This window comes from Acetobacter tropicalis (assembly GCF_030644465.1).
In the GTDB taxonomy this organism is placed as follows: Bacteria; Pseudomonadota; Alphaproteobacteria; order Acetobacterales; family Acetobacteraceae; genus Acetobacter; species Acetobacter tropicalis.
In genome coordinates, this window is record NZ_JAUYUW010000001.1 from 542,678 (window position 1) to 560,287 (window position 17,610).

Annotated in this window: 13 protein-coding genes; 6 read left to right on the top strand and 7 right to left on the bottom strand. The window is 58.7% G+C overall.

Annotated features, from left to right (window positions below; translation table 11 throughout):
• Positions 1-160 precede the first annotated feature (160 nt).
• Positions 161-1,309, top strand: coding sequence for an OmpA family protein (locus QWU00_RS02405; RefSeq protein ID WP_035379365.1), 1,149 nt, complete (start codon positions 161-163; stop codon positions 1,307-1,309).
• 114 nt (positions 1,310-1,423) lie between these two features.
• Complete coding sequence (locus QWU00_RS02410) at positions 1,424-2,539, top strand: THUMP domain-containing class I SAM-dependent RNA methyltransferase (protein ID WP_035379366.1); 1,116 nt, start codon at positions 1,424-1,426, stop codon at positions 2,537-2,539.
• Between the two features lie 230 nt (positions 2,540-2,769).
• On the opposite strand, the gene cysK is transcribed toward QWU00_RS02410, so the two are convergent.
• Positions 2,770-3,756 (bottom strand): cysteine synthase A, encoded by a 987-nt coding sequence (cysK, locus tag QWU00_RS02415; protein WP_035379368.1) that lies wholly within the window; start codon positions 3,754-3,756, stop codon positions 2,770-2,772.
• A 148-nt stretch (positions 3,757-3,904) separates the two neighbouring features.
• Here cysK and QWU00_RS02420 point away from each other — a divergent pair, with 148 nt between their 5' ends.
• On the top strand, positions 3,905-4,354 hold the full coding sequence (locus tag QWU00_RS02420; protein WP_035379370.1) for an RrF2 family transcriptional regulator: 450 nt from the start codon (positions 3,905-3,907) through the stop codon (positions 4,352-4,354).
• Positions 4,355-4,604: 250 nt separating this feature from the next.
• Here the strand turns inward: QWU00_RS02420 and QWU00_RS02425 are convergent, their stop codons facing one another.
• Complete coding sequence (locus QWU00_RS02425; protein ID WP_035379372.1) at positions 4,605-5,138, bottom strand: Ig-like domain-containing protein; 534 nt, start codon at positions 5,136-5,138, stop codon at positions 4,605-4,607.
• A gap of 447 nt (positions 5,139-5,585) precedes the next feature.
• Here QWU00_RS02425 and QWU00_RS02430 point away from each other — a divergent pair, with 447 nt between their 5' ends.
• From QWU00_RS02430 to QWU00_RS02440, 3 genes are all read left to right on the top strand, one after another.
• Positions 5,586-6,119 carry a hypothetical protein gene (locus QWU00_RS02430; protein WP_035379374.1) on the top strand — a complete coding sequence of 178 codons (534 nt, stop codon included), beginning with the start codon at positions 5,586-5,588 and terminating at the stop codon, positions 6,117-6,119.
• 181 nt (positions 6,120-6,300) lie between these two features.
• Positions 6,301-8,340 carry a DNA topoisomerase IV subunit B gene (parE, locus tag QWU00_RS02435; RefSeq protein ID WP_035379376.1) on the top strand — a complete coding sequence of 680 codons (2,040 nt, stop codon included), beginning with the start codon at positions 6,301-6,303 and terminating at the stop codon, positions 8,338-8,340.
• Positions 8,341-8,395: 55 nt separating this feature from the next.
• Positions 8,396-9,298 (top strand): EamA family transporter, encoded by a 903-nt coding sequence (locus QWU00_RS02440; protein ID WP_035379485.1) that lies wholly within the window; start codon positions 8,396-8,398, stop codon positions 9,296-9,298.
• 408 nt (positions 9,299-9,706) lie between these two features.
• On the opposite strand, the gene QWU00_RS02445 is transcribed toward QWU00_RS02440, so the two are convergent.
• The 5 genes from QWU00_RS02445 to ileS form a co-directional block, all read right to left on the bottom strand.
• Positions 9,707-11,224 (bottom strand): complex I subunit 4 family protein, encoded by a 1,518-nt coding sequence (locus tag QWU00_RS02445; RefSeq protein ID WP_035379378.1) that lies wholly within the window; start codon positions 11,222-11,224, stop codon positions 9,707-9,709.
• A gap of 126 nt (positions 11,225-11,350) precedes the next feature.
• Positions 11,351-13,366, bottom strand: coding sequence for a DNA mismatch repair endonuclease MutL (gene mutL, locus QWU00_RS02450; RefSeq protein ID WP_052051283.1), 2,016 nt, complete (start codon positions 13,364-13,366; stop codon positions 11,351-11,353).
• Positions 13,367-13,382: 16 nt separating this feature from the next.
• Positions 13,383-13,913: a DUF3035 domain-containing protein gene (locus tag QWU00_RS02455; protein WP_035379380.1), complete on the bottom strand. Its 531-nt coding sequence runs from the start codon at positions 13,911-13,913 to the stop codon at positions 13,383-13,385.
• Between the two features lie 54 nt (positions 13,914-13,967).
• A complete protein-coding gene (lspA, locus tag QWU00_RS02460) occupies positions 13,968-14,453 on the bottom strand; it encodes a signal peptidase II (protein ID WP_035379489.1) in 486 nt (161 codons plus the stop codon).
• Positions 14,454-14,464: 11 nt separating this feature from the next.
• Positions 14,465-17,395 (bottom strand): isoleucine--tRNA ligase, encoded by a 2,931-nt coding sequence (gene ileS, locus QWU00_RS02465; protein WP_035379382.1) that lies wholly within the window; start codon positions 17,393-17,395, stop codon positions 14,465-14,467.
• Between the last annotated feature and the right edge of the window lie 215 nt (positions 17,396-17,610).

Here is a 17,610-nt window from a genome sequence, read left to right on the forward strand (position 1 = left end):
CTGATGACACACAAAACCCCTGTGTTTTTGAAATCTGCCGTCCCTGCCTGTTGCACACAACGCAAGTTTACAGCAAAGAAGGCAGGCATATGTGCTTTATACGCACCAATATCGTGATGCCCGGTCACTGCGGAAACAGTGCCACAGCAGGGAGAAGAACATGAAGCTGCGCCAAGGCCTCCTCGCGCAATCACTGCTTTCTGCGCCGCTTGTCGCTGGCTTCCTGCTGTTTGCCGCCCCGGCAATGGCTCAGCCCGTGCAGGGGCTGTATATTGCAGGTGAAGGCGGAGCTACCTTCAATCAGGATCAACGCGTCAGAACTTCCCCCATGTTTCCTGATGGACGGGACCGCTGGCACACCGGCGGCACCGGAATCGGGTCTATCGGCTACGGTCTTGGGAATGGGTTCCGCGTTGAAGTGGAGGGGGATTACCGCTCCATGGCGTATTCACGCTTTGTCACCAACACGCTGAGCAGCCGTGCTGATGGGCGGCGTGAGACCTATGGCGTAATGGCCAACGCCCTGTTTGACATGGATATCGGCAAGCCCTGGCTGTTCCCGTATTTTGGAGCAGGCATCGGGTATGGCTGGACCCATCTAAACACCACCGTGACCGCACCGGGTAATCAGTTTAACCAGCATATTGGCGGCACGTTCGGCAATTTTGCGTATCAGGGCATTTTTGGTCTGGCCTTCCCCACCCCATGGGTGGTTGGCCTGTCCTTTACGGCGGAATACCGGTTCTGGACCATGCTTGGTCCGCAGTCTCATGGCGCAACGGCATGGGGCACCATTGGGGGGGCCAACCAGAGCAAGCCATACAGCTTTGCCAGCGGCAACCGCGACACAAAAACCGATTTCAACCACTCGCTGATGCTGGGCCTGCGGTACGAATTTAACCCTGCACCGCCTCCCCCGCCGCCGCCTGCTGAACAGGCTGCTCCGGCTCCACAGGCGGCGCGCAGCTATCTGGTGTTTTTTGACTGGGATAAATCGGACCTGACAGACCGCGCCCGTTCCATTGTCTCTGTTGCCGCGCAGGCTTCTACCCACACCAACCTGACGCGCATTACCGTTTCAGGCTATACGGACAACTCTTCCGCTTTTCCGGGTCAGAAACGTGGGGAGGCTTACAACATGAAGCTCTCTCTGCGCCGTGCGGAAATTGTTAAAGCCGAACTGATGCGGGACGGTGTGCCCGGCGCCACCATCGATATTCATGGCTATGGGGAAAGCAATCCTCTGGTGCCAACAGGCCCCAATACCAAGGAACCGCAGAACCGCCGGGTGGAAATTATTTTCCGCTAAAACGGGCGTCTGCCTCCTCCCTTTTTTGAAAGCCGCTCTGGTGCCCTGCCAGAGCGGCTTTTTAGTCTTGCGCCCTGCATTGCTCTCCTCGTCCGTTCCTGCCATTCAGACGCCATGACAAAACAGGCTGATTTCGAGATTTTTCTTGCCACCACACCGGGTCTGGAATCCGTGCTGTGCTCTGAAGTGCGCCTGAAAGGGTTCAAGAAACCCACGGCTGTCCCCGGGGGTGTCACCATAAAAGGGGGCTGGCCAGAAGTCTGGCGCGCCAATTTGTGGGTGCGTGGCGCAAGCCGCGTGCTGGCGCGAATCGTCTCTTTTCCAGCCTTGCACCTCTCCCAACTGGAGCGCCGTACGCGGCAGGTGGCGTGGGCGGATATTCTACGGCCTGATGTTCCTTTCCGGGTAGAAGCCTCCTGCGCAGGCTCGCGCATCTATCATGCAGGAGCCGCCGCCGAGCGCATTGCCAACGCCATTGAAAAAACGTTGGGCGCACCCCAGGCACCAGATGCGGAAATTGTGCTGAAGGCCCGCATTGAACAGAATGTCTGCACCATCAGTATCGATACATCCGGCGATCTCCTGCATAAGCGCGGCCATAAAGAGGCCGTCAATCGCGCCCCTTTGCGAGAAACCATGGCGTCCCTGTTCCTGCTCCAATGTGGGTACACCGGCGCGGAACCTGTGCTGGACCCCATGTGTGGATCTGGAACCTTTGTGATTGAAGCGGCAGAAATCGCGGCACGGCTCAATCCGGGCCGCACCCGCCATTTTGCCTTTGAACATCTGGTCTCGTTCAACATTGAGGCATGGCAGCAGATGCGCGCTGTTAAAAGCAGCCGCACACCCACCGCCCATTTCTACGGTAGTGACCGTGATGCCGGAGCCATAGCCATGAGCCGCGCCAATGCGGAACGAGCTGATGTGACCGGCTGCACCACCTTTACCCAGCAAACAATAAGTACCCTCACACCTCCAGACGGCCCGACAGGATTAGTCATCACCAATCCGCCTTACGGCACCCGGCTGGGAGACAAGGCGCAACTTGCGGCTCTTTATCGGGCGTTTGGACAAACCATGCGAGAGCGCTTCTCCGGCTGGCGGGTAGGAATGGTGACCAGTGAGCCGACCTTGGCCTACGCAACTGGCCTGCCCTTCCTGCCTCCTGCCGCACCAGTGCCCCATGGAGGGTTACGCATCACTCTGTTCCAGACTGCTCCTCTTCCCTAAAAGAAAGGCGTCCTACACACTGGCTCAAGCACCATGTTGAGAAGGACTCCACAAGTCCCCCTCCACCCCAGCCAGAGCGGAAACGCAGCCAGCCGGTGTCTGGTGATGGAAAAGGATGCCGAAAAAGACAGTGCGAGAAGGGGCGATACCCAGCGCGGAAAGATCGTGGCGCACAAAAAACGCTGGCCCCGTAAAGGAACCAGCGTTTTTCAGGCAAACGGGTGCTGTTTTTACAGTCCGTTAAACAACGATGTGGAGAGATAACGCTCCGCAAAAGACGGCGTAATCACAACAATGGTCTTGTTTTTATAGGCAGGCTTCTGGGCAAGCTGGAGCGCGGCATGCAAGGCTGCACCGGAAGAAATACCCACCGGAATACCATCCAGACGCGCACACCGCCGTGCTGCGGCAATGGCTTCACGTTCGGATACCGTCAGCACGCCATCCAGAGATTTGGTATGAAGCGTAGCCGGACAGAAACCGGGGCCGATGCCCTGAATACCGTGTGGGCCAGGTTCATCACCGTTCAGAATGGCACTTTCAACTGGTTCCACCCCAAATACCTGCAAACCTTTGCGGCGCGGCTTTAGAGCTTCTGCAATGCCGGTTGCGGTGCCGCCGGTGCCAACACCAGCCACAACCACATCAACCTTGCCATTGGTATCCGCCCAGATTTCTTCTGCCGTAGTGGCAGCATGCACGGCCGGGTTAGCCTCGTTATCAAACTGGTCCGGCATCCATGCGTCCGGCGTTTCGGCAACAATCTCGTTAGCGCGGGCAATCGCACCGGCCATGCCAAGGCGTGAGGGGGTGAGTTCAACCTGTGCGTCCATCAGGCGCAACATCCGTCGGCGTTCAATGGAAGCGCCTTCTGGCATGGTGACAATCAGGCGGTAGCCACGGGCCGCAGCAACAAACGCCAGAGAAATACCCGTATTTCCAGAGGTAGGTTCCACCAGCACCGTGCGGCCGGGAACAATGCGCCCTTCCCTTTCCGCAGAAAGAATCATGGCCGCACCAATACGGTCCTTTACTGATCCGAGCGGATTGAAAAACTCGAGTTTGAGCAGCACGCGGGCTTTCAGCTTGTCTTCCTCTGTGATGTGCGGCAGCGCCACCAGCGGCGTTCCGCCAACCACATTGACGATAGACTCGTAAATCTGTCCGCGCGGTGCGGCAAAACCGTAGTTTTCAACAGAACGATCAGAAACTGTCATGAACCCGCCTTTTTATTTGTCAGCACAACTGGCATCAGTATAATACGAATGAACTACGTAGATAAATCTGACTTCCCCTGCTATATGTCAAGCTAACGAAGACATACCACTACATTTGCCTTTTTTTGAGGTGAAAGGAAACAGGCCCATGATCCTGCGCCGTGATAGAGCCATGACTGCCGTGCTTATCATGCTGGATGTTGCTTTCCATGCCGGACGTTCTGGCACAGTCAGCGCAGCCGATATTGCAGAACGATCCAATCTGGCCCGCCGGGGTATTGAACCCCTTCTTCAGGCGCTTTCCCGTTCCAGCCTGCTGGAAAGTATCCGTGGCCCCCGTGGCGGGTATCGGCTTGGCCGCCCCCGGCGTGATATCTCTCTGGTAGATATCATCAATGCCGTGACACAGGATGATCAGGGGGGAGATGATGGACCACAGGGGCCCCTGTTCACCAAAGTCATTGAGCCAAGCTGGAAGCTGTTTGACAAGGAACTGACCATCCAGATGAAAAAGACCAGTCTGGATGATCTGGTGAAAAAAGCGGAAAGCTCTGGCCTGAAGCGTCCGTTGAGCGAACCCATCACGTTCTCAATCTAAGACACTCTCCAGTGTCAGACGTGCTTTTCTACATCTGACACCACTCTTTTTCGGCCCACTGCCTCAGGCATTCTGCCTTTGAGGTCAGTTATCTCTCGTCAAGCCCCCTCCTCACGCGTGGTTTTAGAAAACGCGTTCGGGCGGAGGGGGAAACAAAAAAAGCGCGTCTGGGCTACAGGAAGCCAGACGCGCTTTTTTGTAACCGCAGAACACTGACAGAACAGACCTCGGCCTGCTCTGTCAGAAAAAATTATTTCTTGCGGGCCGTTACACGACGGCGTGTCGTGGTGGTCTTCTTGGTTTCGGTGGGGGCTGTTACCGCTGGCACAACAGGGCGGGGCAGCACAACACCAGTTGCATCAACCTGAGCCGTTACCGTCAGGCGGGTCCGTTTTTCACCCTGCCCCGGCACCAGAATAACCGTGAAGGTATCCGTGCCCGCATACCCCATGGTGGGGGTGTAGGTTACGTGGGTGTCCCGATCCAGGCTGTACAGAAACGCCTTACCGTGTTCCGGCGCAGGGGACACACCGAAGGAGGCATAAGACTTGCCTGAAGGCTGCGAGATTTTCAGCTCGCACAGTCCATCATCGGACCGGACAGTCATGGTTGTGGACATCTGGCCATCCGCACCCGTCTTGATGGGTGTTGTGCTACATACGGCCGACTTCTTCATATACCCGAACGGGTTGGGGGTTCCAACCTGAACAGGGCCGCTTGTTGTCGCACAGCCGGCAAGCATACCACCAGTTAGCGCCAGAACGGCAATTCCTCGCAAGCGCACTCGTCAGCTCCGCTTAAATAATAAAAAGGATGAACCCTGCGCGTTCCAAGGTCTATCGACAGATGCTCTCGCCCTGCCCCGATGCCCTGCACGCCATGATTCGCTTTTGCGTTTAGAACATCCCGCGCAAGGAAGAAAGAGGCATAAGAGGCCCCATCATCACACATCAGGTTCCCGCCTGCCGCCGGAACAACAAAAACATTATTTTGCCCCAAATTCGCGCTTTGTGTCCGTACGTATGACCATCTGCCGCACCACCCTGCTCTGAAGGCGGAAACGCCCTTCAGAAAAGCTGAGATGCGGTATGAAAAATTACCTGTATCTTTCTCTGCTGAATACGCTATTTCGTTTCGTCAAACCTTGAAGAGACCGTTACATACGCTGCGCGACAGGGAACACCTTAAAGTGATGAGGGAGGCCCGTTCCAGCATATATCGGAGGAACCGCATGTCTTCTTTTTCCCGTCTTCTGGCCGCCGGTGTGTTTGCTGCGGGCGTGCTGCACAGTTCTTACAGCCTTGCCGCAACCCCCTGCGGCCACTCCTCCGCGCATGAAGCTTTTGCGGTGCAGGCTCTCAAAAGCGAACTGATGGTAACCGCTCTCTCCTGCAACGCGCAGGAACGCTACAACTCCTTCGTTGCCAAGTTCCGCAGCAATCTGCTGAATGAAGAACAGAAGCTGAACACCTATTTCCGCTCCACCTACGGCCGCAGCGCCCAGCGCGAGCATGATGATTACATCACCCAACTGGCCAACGTGCAGTCAGAAAAAGGGCTTTCCGCGGGCACCATCTTCTGCCAGCAGCGCATGGCCATGTTTGATGAAGTCAACGCGCTGGACACCACGGAAGATCTGTCCAACTACACGGAAGCCAAGGACATCACGCAGCCTGCGTCCTTTGAAACCTGTGCCGCACCGGCTTCCAACAGCAGCCGCCCCTCCCGCCCGGCACGCCGTACACGTAGCACCCGCCGCGCCTGAACCGGGCTCTTTCACGACCAGACACATTTAAGGCCGCTCTCATGCGGCCTTAGTTTTTTGTGGGCTCCTGTTTTCCGCCCGGTTTTTCAAAAGCATTCCTCTTTTTCCGTCCGCCCTATTCCGCAAACCTGTTAATGCTTCTGCTTGACGAATCATCGGCAAAGCGGGACAGACCTTACCCATGAGCGACCTGTTTTCCGAGCCCCCTCCGCCCCGTAAACCTGCCGGAAAGACGGCGGCCTCTTCCGCCGCCAGAACAGAGGCAGGCAACACGCAGGCCTATGACGCCAGCGCCATTGAAGTTCTTGAAGGGCTGGAGCCCGTACGCCGCCGCCCCGGCATGTATATTGGCGGCACGGATGAAACCGCCCTGCACCATCTGGCTGCGGAAGTTCTTGATAACGCAATGGATGAAGCCGTGGCGGGCCACGCTTCCACTATTGATGTCTCTCTGGACCCAGGAGACAAGCTGACCATACGGGATAATGGTCGCGGCATTCCGGTTGATCCTCACCCCCGCTTTCCAGATCGCTCCGCACTGGAAGTTATTCTGACCACCCTGCATGCAGGCGGAAAGTTCTCCGGCAAGGCCTATGCCACATCAGGCGGCCTGCACGGAGTAGGGTCCTCCGTAGTGAACGCCCTGTCCTCCCGCATGGAAGTGGAAATCGCACGTGACCGCGCTGTGTGGCAGCAGGTGTATGAGCGCGGTATTCCCGTCACGCCGCTGGAGAAAATCGGCCCGACCCAGAACCGGCGCGGCACACAGATTTCCTTTGTGCCGGATTCCCAGATTTTTGGTTCTCACCATTTTTCACCCTCCCGGCTGTATAAGCTCTGCCGTTCCAAGGCGTTCCTGTTCCGTGGCGTAACCATCCGCTGGACCTGTGATCCTTCCCTGATCAAAAGCGGGGATGACACCCCCACCGAGGCCGTTCTGCACTTTCCCGGCGGGTTGGCAGACAGCCTGACGGATGAACTCGGCCCCAAAGCACCGCTGCTCACGCCTCTGTGGGCAGGGGATGCTGCCCTCCCCCCAGCAGCCGATGGCACGGATAATGGCCGCGTAGAATGGGCTGTCGCCTTTCTGGAAGGCGGCACAGCAACGCTGGCATCCTACTGCAATACCATTCCCACCCCACAGGGTGGTACGCATGAGAACGGATTCCGGAACGCGCTGGTAAAGGGACTCCGCGCATGGGGAGACCAGCGTTCTAATAAGAAAGCTGCCTCCATCACGGCAGAAGACGTGTTGGGCATGATTGCCGCGAAGCTCTCCGTCTTTATCCGTGACCCTCAGTTTCAGGGCCAAACCAAAGAAAAACTGACCTCTTCAGAAGCCAGCAAGCTTGTTGAAACCGCTCTGCGAGACCGTTTTGACCACTGGTTGGCACAAAACCCTCCTCAGGCGGATGCTCTGCTGGGCTTTGTGATTGAGCGGGCGGAAGAACGCCTGCGCCGGCGCGAACAGAAGGACACACCGCGCAAAAGCGCCACCCGCCGCCTGCGCCTGCCCGGCAAGCTGACGGACTGCACCCGCGAACGTGCGGATGAAACCGAAATCTTTCTGGTGGAAGGCGACTCGGCTGGCGGCTCCGCCAAGCAGGCTCGTAACCGCGAAACGCAGGCCGTTCTGCCCCTTCGTGGTAAAATTCTGAACGTGGCCAGCGCCACCACGGAAAAACTGCGGGCGAATCAGGAACTCCGCGACCTGATTGAAGCGCTTGGCTGTGGGTCAGGAGATCGGTTTGACCTTTCCAAGCTGCGCTATGGCCGTGTGATCATCATGACTGACGCAGATGTGGACGGTGCCCACATTGCCTCCCTGCTCATGACGTTCTTCTATCGGGAATTGCCGGATCTGATCCGCAATGGGCATCTCTATCTTGCCCAGCCGCCGCTCTACCGGCTGACACAGGGCGCACGTTCCGTTTACGCCATGGATGATGCAGACCGGGAACGGAAGCTCAAGACCGAGTTCAAAGCCAAAGGCAAGATTGATGTGTCCCGTTTTAAAGGTCTGGGGGAAATGCCCCCGGCTGATCTTAAAAACACCACCATGGACCCATCCCGCCGCACCCTGCTGCGCGTTGTGGCCCCTCCGGAAGATCGTCTGGCTACCCGTGAACGAGTAGAAAGCCTTATGGGCCGCAAACCGGAGCTTCGCTTCGCCTTCATTCAGGAACATGCGCAATCCGTGGGTGAATTGCTGGACGTGTAACCCGCCCCTCCACCTGAAAGCTTCTGTTTATGGCTCTTTTCTTCCTCTCCACCATATGAGCACCACGCCGAGCCCTATATCGGTCAGGGAACGGGTTACGGCGCTCAGCCAGTTGATTGGCAGCATGATCTGCCTTCAATTCGGGTCTTCTACCGCCAAATTCCTTTTCCCGGTCTTTGGTGCGGAAGGCATGGTAGGGCTGCGTACCTGCTTCGCGGCTGTTGTGCTGGTGTGTGTGTACCGAAGCTGGAACGTTGTGTCCTGGCGCGCCTTGCGGTTTGTTTTTCCCTACGGGCTGGCAACGGCTGCCATGAACCTGTGTTTCTATCTGGCACTGGAACGCATTCCGCTTGGCATGACAGTCGCCATTGAATTCACCGGCCCACTGCTTCTGGCCTTTATCGGCTCCCGCCGCCTGAGCGATGTGGCATGGCTGGCTGTCACCATCGCGGGTTTGGTGCTGTTGCTCAGGCCCTCTTCCTCCACACCGCCTGATCTGATTGGCGTGCTGTTTGCTCTGGGGGCGGCCCTGTTCTGGGCGCTTTATATTGTTTTTGGAAAACGGCTGACAGGCAAGCTTTCTGCCGGGAACGCCTCTGCTCTTGGCCTGCTGTGTGGCAGCATCGTTCTGTTTGTGCCCTGCTTTCTGCCTGCCGTGGCCATAGGCGTCATGCAGCCCTCCATGTTGGCGCTTAGCGTTATCGTCGCCATCTGCTCATCGGCTCTGCCTTACGCACTGGAAATGCAGGCCATGCATCGCCTTTCCGCCCGTGATCTAGGAGTGCTTTACAGCCTTGAGCCTGTCTGTGCCGCACTGGCCGGGATTTTACTGCTGCATGAAACGCTCTCCTTGCCTCGGCTGGGTGGCATTCTGCTCATAGCCATGGCTTCTGCCGGAACAGTCCTGACGCCGGGCAAGAGATCCTCCCTCCCCGATCTGCCTGAAGCACCGCAATAACGATCCTGCTTCTAATAGGTCATACAGCAGGAGCAGAGCCCCTCCCTTTTCCCTCCGCAGCCCTTTCTTCCAGCTTCGACTTCGACTTCGACTTCGACTTCGACTTCGACTTCGACTTCGAAAAAATGATAAAAAAGGATTTTTAAATAAAGAAAGTTTCTCCGCACACCCTCAATGCTCCCCAGACCTGCGTGGATAAAGCAGCAAGAGACTGGTTGAGCTATCAAACTGCAAAATATTCAGGATTTTTTGAGCAGAGGCAGAAAGATGGGACGGAAGCCCCACTTATGTCTTCGGACTTGGCTGTTCAGGTCCTTCTTGCATCCTTACGGATATCCAGTCCAACCACCACGGCAGACAAGCCTCTAACTCGCAAGCGGGTGCAGAAAGCACCTTTGCTTAACACCGTTACCGAGCTGCAAGTTGGGTAGCCGCATGGGCTGATGCAGCCGCCACGTTTTGCGCGCCGGTTGCCATGCTCTGCATGACCACGGGATCAAAGAGGCGGGTGAAGCTGCCTGGGTGAATACCCATCCAGAGAGTGACAATGGCCAGCGGAGCCAGCACGGCAATTTCAGCCGGGGTCAGATCCCGCAGCAGCCCAACAGTGCCTTTGACGCTGCCAAACAGCACCCGACGATACAGGCTGAGCATGTAAACAGCCCCCATGATCATGGTGCTACCAGCCAGCAGAGCGACCCAGAAAGACACATGAATAGCCCCCATCAGCACCAGAAGTTCCCCTACAAAGGAGCCAGTACCGGGCAGGCCGACATTGGCCATGGTGAACAGCATGGTCAGCAGGGCCAGAACGGGCATCTGGCGGGCAACGCCACCCAGCGCGTCAATCTGACGCGTTTCAGACCGCCACGCCACGGCAGAGACACAGAAGAACAGTGCCGCAATCACCACCCCGTGGGAGAGCATCTGAAAGATTGCGCCATCAACGCCCTCAGCCGTGAGGGTGAACAGTCCCACCGCGATCATGCCCATATGCGAGAAAGAGGAATACGCAATCACGCGTTTCATGTCTGTCTGCGCAAAGGCGATGAATGCGGCGTAGATAATAGCCACAACACCCAGCGCCAGCACGTAAGGCGCAAAGGCATGGGCGGCATCCGGGAACATCAGCACCCCAAACCGCAACAGACCATAGGCACCTGTTTTGGACAGCACGCCGGACAACATGGCAGATGCTGGAGCAGGAGCCTCGGAATATGCGTCAGGCAGCCACGCATGCAGCGGGAACAGCGGCAGTTTGACACCAAAAGCCAGCACAAAAGCCAGCAACAGCCATATCTGCAACTGCCAGGAGAACCCGGCCTGCATCAGCGCAGGGATATCCGTGGTGCCCGCGTGCAGCCACATCACAATCAGCGCGATCAGCATGAACAGTGATCCGCCAAAGGTGAACAGGAAAAACTGAAGCGAGGCCCACACCCGCTTTGGCCCGCCCCACACGCCAATCATCAGGCTGGCAGGGATCAGCGTGGCCTCATAAAACACATAGAACAGCACCAGATCCTGCGCGGAAAACACGCCAAACAGGGCGGTTTCCAGTATCAGCATGGCCACCACAAAATCCCGCGCCTGCGTCTGCACCGTGCGCCACCCGGCCGCCATGGCCAAGGGGGTCAGGAAGGCCGTGAGCAGGATGAAGGCCAGTGAAATGCCATCCACCCCCGTATGGTAGGAAATGCCATACTCTGAAAGCCAGCCTAACCGCGCTTCATACTGCAAACCGGGCTGGCCGGGATCAAAGCCAAGCCACATCACCACGCTCAGGCCCAGCACACCAAGGCTGGTCCATAACCCCAGCCAGCGGGTAATGCGGTCCTTTTCCGGGCCGCTGCCGCCAGACAGAAAAGCCAGTAACGCCCCGGCCAGAGGAAGATAGGTGATCAGGGAAAGCAGGGTGGAGTGCACGGTGTTCTTACCATCCGGGTTGCATCACATCATCCGCAACCTGCGCCTTTTTACCTGCCCAGACCAGACAAGCCCTGTTCACGTTCCGCCGAGCACCGGCTGTTTCAGCCAGTCCTCACGCAGTCTTCAACGCCTGCCGAACAGTTTTTCCAGATCTTTTTTGCTCAGTTTCAACCAGGTTGGCCGTCCATGAGAGCATGTACCCGCGCGCGGCGTGGCTTCCATCTGGCGCAGCAGGGCATCCATCTCCTCCCGAGTCAGCCGCCGCCCGGCCCGGATACTGCCGTGGCAGGCCATACGCGCAATCACGGCATCCAGTTTGCCATCCAGTGATGGCATTTCGTCTGGATTACCGCTCTCATCCGCTTCCAGTTCGTCCGCCAGATCACGCAGAAGACCGACGGCGTCACTGCTGTTCAGCATGGCTGGCAACGCCCGAACCAGCACGGCGTCTCCCCCAAAGGCTTCAATCTCGATCCCCAGTCTGGAGAGCATGGCCTGTCTGGCGACCAGCAACTCCACCTGCAGGCGGGGCAGTTCCACAACGTCAGGCACCAGCAGACGCTGGGCTGTTACCGTGCCGCCCAGAAACTGCTCGCGCAGGCGCTCATGGGTCAGCCGTTCATGCGCGGCGTGCTGGTCCACCAGAACCAGACTGCCATCTGCCGCCACGGCAATCACATATGTATCCAGCACCTGCGCCACCGCAGCCCCCAGCGGATGCTCCGCCAGAGGCTGATATGCCGTGTCATGAGGCATGGAGTCGGGCACGTGTCCCGCACCAGCACCCGCTGCTGGTGCGCTCCCGTTATCGGGGAAAGACCCCTCTGCTGAGGGAGATGCTGGGGCAAAGCCTGACGGCACAGTTCCGGCATCCCACCCCGTCTGACCATCACCTTGCTGGAAAGGCGACACCATGCGGGCGGTTGGAGCGTCCCCCAAACCGAGACGCGGTTCCGCAAATCCTGAGCCGGACCGTAAGGGCAGAATTGTGCGTCCCGGCGCAGGAGCAGGCACAACAGGCGGCGCATTTTTTTCAGGCGGGTACCAGATCCGTCCCGGCTTCAAGGCAGAGAAAGAGGGCCTTACGCCAGCATTGCCCGCGCCCCCTTCCAGCGCACGGGTCAGCGTGCCGATCACGAGGGAGCGGACGGATGCCTCATCTGCAAAACGGAGTTCTGTCTTGGCCGGATGCACGTTCACGTCCACCCGGTCAGGCGGAATGGTGAGCATCAGCGCCACCACGGGGTGGCGACCGGGTTCGATCACGCGCCGGTAAGCCACGCGCACCGCCGTCCGCAGCACAGGGTCCACCACCGGGCGGCCATTCACCAGCATGAACTGCCCCGCTGCTGTGGCGCGATGCACGGACGGCCCACACGCAAAGCCGGACAGCACCATGCCATCCCGCTCGCCGTGAATGCTCAGAAATCCATCGGCCTCGTTCGCCCCCAGCAGAGCCGCCGCACGCGCCGCCATATCCTGAGCAGGCAGATCAAACAGTACCCGGTCATCCATGGTGAAGCAGAAAGCTGTTTCCGGCACGGCCAGCGCCAAGCGACGCACCACACTCTCGGCGTGATTGCTCTCCACGCGGGGGCTTTTCAGAAACTTGCGGCGGGCCGGGGTGGCAAAAAATAGATCTTCCACCACTACGCTGGTGCCTTGCGCACCCGCACTGGGTTCTGGAGGCGTGATCTTGCCGCCTTCAACATGAATACGCCACGCGCCGGTCTCCCCCGGTGTGCGGGAGGTAATCGTCAGCCGCGCCGCCGCGCCGATAGAGGGCAGCGCCTCTCCCCGGAAGCCCAGCGTGCGGATATGCACCAGCGATTCGTCCTGAAGTTTGGAGGTGCAGTGCCGTTCCACCGCCAGAAGCAGGTCATCCGGCGTCATGCCGCACCCATCGTCCGTGACGATAATGCGGTCTATACCGCCCCGTTCCAGACTTACGTCCAGCCTGCGGGCTCCGGCATCTATGGCGTTTTCAACCAGTTCCTTCAGTGCGGCGGCGGGGCGTTCTATCACCTCACCTGCGGCAATGCGGTTGACCAGCACTTCCGGCAGGCGGCGCAACGTAGGACGCAGTGGCAGCGTGCTATCCGGTTCAGGCGAAGGGGCAGAAAAAAAAGGGTCTGACATGATCAGACCCCTTATATCAGAACAACCCTTTTTTGGGAGGATGCTGTGTGGGGGTTACCCCCTTTGTGGGCTTGTTGCCCAAGGCCGCATTGGTTTTCAGGCGGCGGTTTTCTTCATCCGCATCCACAACCGATCCTGCCTTGCCACCTTTCCAGAACATGAGCTGCTGCACAAAGCCTGACCCGGCCTGCCCAAGCTCACCTTCATTCGGCGCATCAGACGCTTCCGTGGCGGAGCTGACCAGCATGCTCTGGCCCTCGCTGGTTGAGCCGCTTTCTCCATGCAGAGCCACATCGGGGGAGAGGGTTTCCAGCGCCTGCAGGCGTTCACTTTCGTCCTGCGGGCGGTCCGCACCGCTGACGGGCTTGGCCAGTTCATCCATCGGCGGCATGGAAAGCGGCGCGCGCGTGGTGACGGTATATTCATCTGGCATACTGCGTTCGAGCCCGAACGCACGTGCGGCTTCTGAACCGGAACACCCGGTCAGCATTGCACACCCGCCGAGAAGAAGCAGCGGAGAAATCAGTGTCGAGACACGGCGCGCCATCTTCTGCCTTTTATCCTTCCTGCCCAGCCTGCCAGAGTGGCAGGTTGCTTTTGTTCATGTCGTCTGCTGCTGCCTGCCCATAAGGACATTCTGCACCAGCAGAACGCAGACCGCACACACTATAGCGGAATCAGCAACGTTGAATACATACCATGACCACCCAAAAGCGTGGGCATGAATAAAATCAACCACGGCACCATAGCGCACGCGGTCTATTACATTCCCTATGGCCCCGCCCGTGATAGCCCCCACGCAGGCGGCTGTCAGCTTGCTGGGGGTACGGGCCATCCATACCAGCAGGCAGCAGGCCACCGCCAGCGCCACCACGGAAAACACCACCCGGCCCGCATTGCCAACGCCACCAAACATGCCAAAGGTGACGGCATGGTTCCAGACCATGGTGAAGTTGAGAAACGGCAGCAGCGCAATGGATCCCTTGTTGGGCAGGTCCAGCCCATACAGAATCCAGTATTTGCTCACCTGATCAGCCGAGAGCGCCAGCATCAGCACCAGCAGCCCCAAACCAAAGGGACGAAGCATGAAGGGTTTGCTCACGCGCCCTCCTGCCCCGCAGCAGCAGACACAGCCGATGCCTTGAATGTGGTTTCCACCACATCCGCACAGCGCAGGCACAGGCCCGGGAATTCCGGCCGGGAGCCAGTTTCGGGCAGCACCTTCCAGCACCGCACGCATTTTTCACCCTCGGCAGCCCGCACAACAGGCGCGCCATGCAGCGTGCCGCCTTCCGAGCCCTCCACGTAAACCGAGTTGCTTTCCGGGTCGATCATCACCTCCACGTGGGAGACAATGGCCAGTTCGTTCCAGTTCACATTGGCAAAATGCGCGGCTTCCTCCTGAGAAAGCGTAAGTTCCACCTGCGCCTGAAGGGAAGAGCCGATCGTGCCATCACGCCGTGCCCCTTCAATCTCGGTGGTGATGATACGGCGTACGGCCCGCAGGCCAGCCCAGCGCTCATCCAGTGCCGGGTCACTCCATTCCGCAGGCATGTCCGGGAACGCCTGAAGATGCACGCTTTCCACATCACCAAACCGGGCAGTCCATGCTTCTTCCGCCGTGAACACAAGCACAGGCGCCAGCCACGTGGTGAGGCAGCGGTGCAGATGATCCAGCACCGTGCGGGCAGAACGGCGCAGGTGGCTGTCTGGCGCATCGCAATACAACGCATCCTTGCGGATATCGAAGTAAAAGGCGGAAAGATCAGTTGTGCAAAAGCCATGCAGGGCGGGATAGACGCCAACCCATTCATGCGTTTCCACCGCGCGGGCAATCAGGCCGCCCAGATCTGTCAGACGATGCAGAACCCAGCGTTCCAGTTCCGGCAGTTCTGCGTATGGCACGGCTTCTTCCGGCGTGTAGCCATCAAGCGCCCCAAGCAGCCAGCGCAGTGTATTGCGCAGGCGGCGATAGAGCTCGCCTTGCTGCTTCAGGATTTCCTTGCCAATGCGCAGATCTTCATTGGTGTCAGAATTCATGACCCACAGACGCAGGATATCCGCACCCAGACTGTCATTCACGTCCTGCGGGGCCACCACGTTGCCCAGAGACTTGGACATTTTGCGGCCCTGTTCATCCAGAACAAAGCCGTTGGTCACCAGTGCCTTGAACGGGGCGATGCCGCGCGTGCCCACACTTTCAAGCAGAGAGGACTGGAACCAGCCGCGATGCTGGTCAGACCCTTCCAGATAGAGATCGGCCGGGAAGCTCAGACCCGGCTGGCCCAGCACGAAGGAATGGGTGGACCCACTCTCGAACCACACATCGACAATATCGAACACCTGTTCATAATCATCAGGGTTACGGTCCGGGCCAAGGAAGCGGGAAGCCGGGGCGCTGTACCAGACGTCCGCCCCTTCCTCACGGAAGGCATCAACCACACGCTTCATCACCGTGGCGTCACGCAGGACTTCGCCCGTACGTTTTTCCACAAACACGGCAATCGGCACACCCCAGGCGCGCTGGCGGCTGATGCACCAGTCCGGGCGGTTCTGGATCATGGAGGTCAGCCGGTTCCGCGCCTGTGCGGGCACGAAGGTAACATCATCCAGTGCGTCCAGCGCCTTATTGCGGAGTGCGCCTTCTCCATCCATGCGGATGAACCATTGCGGCGTGGCGCGGTAGATCACCGGCGCGCGGGACCGCCAGGAATGCGGGTAGGAATGAACCAGTTCACCCCGTGCCACCAGCCCTGCCGGGGCCAGACCGTTTGCGTTGGCCTGTTCCATCACGGCTGCCAGCGTGGCGCACACAACATCAGCCGCCTTGAACACATGCACACCGGCAAAACCGGGCACCCATGGCGCGTAGGTGCCATCGTCCTGCACAACCTCGGGCACTTCCACATCATATGCGCGGCACAGGCGGAAATCGTCCTCACCGTGGGCCGGGGCCATATGAACCAGGCCGGTCCCTGCTTCCGTGGTGACAAACTCACCCGGCAGCATGGGCACATCAAAATCATACCCGGCCCCACGCAGCGGATGGGCACACACGGCCCCCTCCAGCGCGCTGCCCGGCAGCGTATAGAGCACATGATGCGCGGTAACGTGGGCTTCCTTGCAGAAGGCATCTACTAGAGCTTCGGCCACCAACACCTTGGCACCCGGTTCAAGCAGAGCGCCCTCACCCGTGTCATCCACCCGCAGCACCACGTAAGTGATCTCTGGCCCGTAAGCCAGCGCCCGGTTGCCGGGGATGGTCCATGGCGTGGTGGTCCAGATCACCACGGAGACATCGGCCAGCGCATGGGCTGGGGTCGGGTCTTTCACCACCGGGAAGGCCACCAGAATGGTGGTGGATTTATGATCGTGATATTCGATCTCGGCTTCTGCCAGAGCGGTCTTTTCAACCGGGCTCCACATAACCGGACGCAGGCCACGATACAGACCGCCATTCAGCAGGAACCGGCCAATTTCTTCCGCGATCGCTGCTTCGGAGGAAAAATCCATGGTCGCGTAGCGGTTGGCCCATTCAGCCTGAACCCCCAGCCGCTTGAATTCTTCCATCTGCACGTTCAGCCATTTGCCCGCATAGGCACGACATTCCGCACGGAATTCCAGCACAGGCACGGAATCCTTGTCCCGCTTGGCCTTGCGGTATTCTTCCTCAACCTTCCATTCAATGGGCAGGCCGTGGCAATCCCACCCCGGCACGTACCGAACGGCATAGCCGGACATCCGGTGAGCACGGTTGATCACATCCTTGATGATCTTATTCAACGCGTGCCCGATATGCAGATGTCCGTTTGCATAGGGGGGGCCATCATGCAGCGTGAAGGTCTGACGCCCTTCCGCCTGCTGTTTAATCTGCTCATCCAGCCCAATTTCCGCCCACCGGGTCAGCCAGTCTGGCTCCCGTTTGGGTAGGTTCCCCCGCATGGGAAAGGACGTGCGGGGCAGAAAGACCGTATCGCGATACAGATCGGCGGGAGAGGTCTTTTCTGGGTCGCTGCTGGATGTAGACATGGAACGGCAGGTGTCACTCTGGTTCGGGTTCAGCTCAACACGCAACAGGTGCCCGGATGGCGCACCAGTGCGAAAGACGTGTTATCAAAGCGCAAAGGAAAAGGGTCAAGAAGCAACACAACATAACGGGTTGCTCCCCTTTTCCAAAATCAGGCGAAAAACCGGCGCGCTGCAACGGATACTGCACTGCACTGCACGCCAGACGACCTGCTTAC